We start from the raw sequence: 4,120 nt of genomic DNA, 5'->3' as shown, positions 1-4,120 counted from the left end.
AGCATGAATCGAGCTTATCACTGCACAGACAATGCTGAGATGGAGTCATTCTTCCACTCATTAAAGGGAGAGTTGCTGACAGGCAATACCTTTAGGGATGTTTATCAGCTGCGTGATAGCATAGCGGGCTACATACAACATTTTTATAATCGTACTCGTTTACACTCGAGCCTTAATTATCAAACCCCGGTAGAATACGAAGCAGCTGCTTAGCTGTAGACAGGTGTCTATTTTATCGGGGGAAGTTCAGACGCCTACGGCGCACCTGATTTAGGCGTTAGCTTTCACTATGAATAAATATATTTTGATAATTATTTCAGCAGCCTTCATTTCTGGCTGCGCCTTTACAACTAAGCCAAATCAAGATTTAGGCTTTGCTGAAGCTAAAAGCCTTGCTGAGTTTGAAGGCTGCTATGAGAATTGTAGTGATACATCTGATGGGTCGGCATTAACTTGCCTAAGCGGTAAAATTTGGCCCAAAGTATTTGATCCAAATAATATGCCAGATGAAATTTTCGTTGAGGCAAAAAACAACTCTGAATTAACCGTTACTGCCTTTAAACTTGGCAATGAGGTTGAGAAATCATTATTCATAGAAGGCGAGCATTTCACCTTCATAAAAGGCCGCATCGAGCTAAAACGCGAATATATTGCATCTGGCGCCACCGAACCCGGCAATGTATTTATTGGTGTTGGCACAGGTAAAACCGTACTTGGCATTGATGCTAAAGGCGAAGGTCGCGTAGAGCAATCTACATCTTTTGCTGGAACAGGCTTTCTTGTAATACCAATAGCGGCATCAGGCACCGATATTAGTAAAATAAGGCGCAAAGGAGCTTCGTGCAATGAAAGCTAAATCGGGTAGCCGGAGGTCTCTAGCCTCCAGCCCCCACAACACCCTGCATGCGGGTCCGCACAGGGCGTTTCCCGAAGATGTTTAAAATAAGTGGGTCGATTACCCCCACATACTCCAGTGCCGGTTTCTGCTTTTACACCAGCACCCCTCAGCCCGGTCGGGCATGGGGTAACTGAGTTGCACAGACTCCTCACTGACCTTCAGGTTCAGGCCTTCGCCCTGTCCCAGCCATTACGCTGGGCATTTGACTACTATGCCGTCTGCTGACTTCTGTTTAATCACCGGCAAAGTTGCCCCTGCCAGCGCTATCGGGTTTCATCCTGTTTGCTCGAACAGGGGGATGAGTTCTATTCGCCGAGCCTGTTGAAACCGGTGGCTGAGAACCGGGAGTAATACCGATCGCCTGTTAAACAGATCTCCCCGGATAAGAACATGAACCTTCAGTGCACAACCGCCGCATTTACCGTATCTCACGAACCAGAGGGCTTTGTGTTCCTTGGCACACTCGCCTCAGAGACTCGGCCTTATATGCGATTTCTGTTCGTCGGCTCGCACCTTTGCACTCGGGCTTCCTCCACACAGGCTCTCGCGAGACTGCACTTGCCGTCGGCTAGTGGTTATCATCGGTGGGCGTATTCAGCTCCAGATCCGATGCTGGCTCTCCCACAGGGGACTTTCACCCCATAAATTCATGCCCATGCCGGGCGTACCAAGTGGTTGCATGGGACTGCACCTGCGGCGCAGCCCCTGAACCAAGCGTTAGCCGCTGGGGTGCAAGTGTGGTTTCTCTGGTCTGGAAATCTCCAGAAAATCAGTAACCAATTCAATCTAAGCTGGCGTTCAGGCATGGTCGTCTTTTCCTCGTGTCATGCCAGCATAAAGTTCTGAGTAAAAGGTAAGTTCATTAAAGGCTGGCAAGAGTATTTCTCATTCAATCTTTCGTGCAACGCCAGTCCAGGCAATGCGCCAAACACAGTTCAGGATGGCACTCAAGCTCATCGCAAGCCTTGGCATTTTTGGTTTATCATGAGCTGCAAGGTCATCACAATCATCAACCGAAAAGAGTGAGTCGCCGCTGGCTCAGGCTTCATCGTTTGTTTTCATTCGGTGTTGGCCAGCACTCAGCATGGGCTGCTGCGGGTTGCGGCTAACAAGTGCAGGCATTGGGACGGCTCACTGCGTTCGCAGCCCCTGCTGCAGGTGTTATGTGACTAAACCATTACCTCAACCTTTCCAATCCTTTTACTGAGACAGGATAAAATCTTGAGCAATGATCAAATCGTATTGAGTGGCTTTGAACTGCTTTATTACAGACTGATGAAATCATATCTGAACTACGCATAAACCGTATAACATCACGCTCAAACTCCCTGAAAGAATATTGTCTATAGTTTTCATTAAAGTCATACTGGAAAGCGCAGATCACTGTTGGAAATGGATAAATATCACCATAAAAAACATAGCTTAAATCAGTATCATCAAAACCAAATTTACGCGCATCTCCATAAAAACACTCAATACCATTGACGAGTTTTTCATATGCTGGTAGCTGTATATCAATACTGGTAGTAGAAGAAACCAGAACAGGTTTAAATTTAATCTGAGGATCATTGCATACATCTATGTGGTTTTCATTACCACAAAGTATAGGATGAGGTCTTTTCTCTCGATTGAATCCAATATGAAGAGGTCTAAAACCTGGGTAAACAGCATACCGAACATCAGTGGTTTTTTTATTGTCTGAATCTTGAAAGTCACGATAGCAACCATTAAAAATACTTCGAAAACTAAAACCATCTTTAATACCAGCACCAAATATGTAATATTGTAAACCTTCACATTCATTGAAGATCATGTTATATAGATTATCTTTCATTGAAACAGATGGTCGTATTATTTTTTTATTAATATCATGATAAATATCAGTTCCTTTCTTTCTAATTACTTTTGCTTGCAACTCGTCACATTTAGCTATGCCTGTCGTAAAGAGAGACACTAAAAGCATAAATATTGTAAATTTAACTATCATTTTCAACGTAATCATAAATGAAATACCTAGTATCAAAATATACTGATTCTAGAAACTGAAATTCAAATAGTCAGTAACGACACTGTAAGCGCACATAACAATAACTTCCAGGGGACAGCACTGGCGTGCTGCCCCTGAAGTTGGCGTTATGTTCTCCATCATCTGCATCATAGAGTAATATTCATTTCAGGATAGAAAAATATTGAAGATATTAAAGAAAGACTTCGTAGAAGAAACAACAGAATCATATTGCGCAAAAGGGCATAAGCTCTCATCTGGAACAGCCTACTTTATGCGAGACCGAGGTGGCAATATTCACTATGGAGGTAAGCAATGTGCTGAATTACATGGAACAAATAATGTTAGCGATGTTCCAGACCTAACTAAATCATTAGTTTCTTTAAAACAGGGAGAAAGTGGCACAAGTAGTGGTGCAAGTCAAAAAACAACTAGCGAGAAAAACGAAAGATCTACCGCAATATCCTATTTACTATTGAGGGAAGAACTATTAAAAGACTTCAGTTTAAAGAATAGAAGGCTTTCTTTTGAAAAGTTAAAAGAATACTACAACTACTATAAAGAAAATGATGACTTAACAGAAAGCCAAATCAAACATATTATAAATATTGAGTCATTTTCTAAGAAAAACATTAACTCGAAACTTTCTTTAAAAAATCTATCAACTTGTCATGCATACCGGTTCATTCTGAATAGAACGTTCTATTACCTTGAGAAAAAAAACAATGACAAAGGTATAGCATTTATACTTTCCTTAAGAAGCCATCTGCTAAGAAAGTGCAGTTTGACACTTGAACAGATTGAAGGTTTGAAGAGATGGATTCAATACCTGCCAAATGATCTGAGGAATGCGAAGCTTCGAGACTTCGAATACGAACATAACAAGTAAATCCAGGTGACTGATCTTCCCCCGCTTTAGTGGACACCTCATTACTAACTGAATGAGGTGTTAAATGGGAACCTACAGACCCAGGGCAATTGCATCAATTCAGAACGACTGAGCAAAGCAGCTTTTTCAGGTGCTTATGGTCCCACCCTGCTAGCTTCCGGTGACTCTTGATACTGCGACTTCCCTTATTGGCTTTGATAGCGTTCAGCGCAAGCCGTCTCAGAATGGAGAAATTTTCAGCCCCATTTCCTGTGCTTATCTGACATGCGTCCTCTGAAAATGCAACGTCCAAAATCCAGTGCAGATTATTCTCCACCGCCCAATGATT

The 4,120-nt window shown here is 42.6% G+C and carries 4 protein-coding genes and 1 pseudogene; 3 read left to right on the top strand and 2 right to left on the bottom strand.

Annotation, left to right across the window (positions count from 1 at the left end):
* Nucleotides 1-213 (top strand): IS3 family transposase (locus tag WG89_RS29950; protein WP_153301900.1); only part of this gene is annotated, 213 nt, incomplete at its 5' end.
* 76 nt (nucleotides 214-289) lie between these two features.
* The gene (locus WG89_RS28510) at nucleotides 290-856 is read left to right on the top strand and encodes a hypothetical protein (RefSeq protein WP_062271170.1); all 567 of its coding nucleotides are present in this window, start codon (nucleotides 290-292) and stop codon (nucleotides 854-856) included.
* 1,219 nt (nucleotides 857-2,075) lie between these two features.
* Here the strand turns inward: WG89_RS28510 and WG89_RS28505 are convergent.
* Entirely contained in the window at nucleotides 2,076-2,900 is an 825-nt protein-coding gene (locus tag WG89_RS28505) for a hypothetical protein (RefSeq protein WP_153301899.1), read from the bottom strand.
* Nucleotides 2,901-3,087: 187 nt separating this feature from the next.
* Here WG89_RS28505 and WG89_RS28500 point away from each other — a divergent pair, with 187 nt between their 5' ends.
* The gene (locus WG89_RS28500; RefSeq protein WP_062271164.1) at nucleotides 3,088-3,792 is read left to right on the top strand and encodes a hypothetical protein; all 705 of its coding nucleotides are present in this window, start codon (nucleotides 3,088-3,090) and stop codon (nucleotides 3,790-3,792) included.
* Nucleotides 3,793-3,886: 94 nt separating this feature from the next.
* Here WG89_RS28500 and WG89_RS33170 read toward each other — a convergent pair.
* Nucleotides 3,887-4,120 (bottom strand): annotated as a pseudogene (locus tag WG89_RS33170) (hypothetical protein); the annotation flags it as partial.

This window comes from Endozoicomonas arenosclerae (assembly GCF_001562015.1).
Taxonomy (GTDB): Bacteria; Pseudomonadota; Gammaproteobacteria; order Pseudomonadales; family Endozoicomonadaceae; genus Endozoicomonas_A; species Endozoicomonas_A arenosclerae.
The sequence above is the reverse complement of the archived record's forward strand: the minus strand, read 5'-3'. Positions and strand labels throughout refer to the sequence as shown.

Coding starts and splice junctions, on each gene's coding strand:
- WG89_RS28510 (WP_062271170.1), top strand. CDS start 290: ATGAATAAATATATTTTGATAATTATTTCAGCAGCCTTCATTTCTGGC.
- WG89_RS28505 (WP_153301899.1), bottom strand. CDS start 2,900: ATGATTACGTTGAAAATGATAGTTAAATTTACAATATTTATGCTTTTA.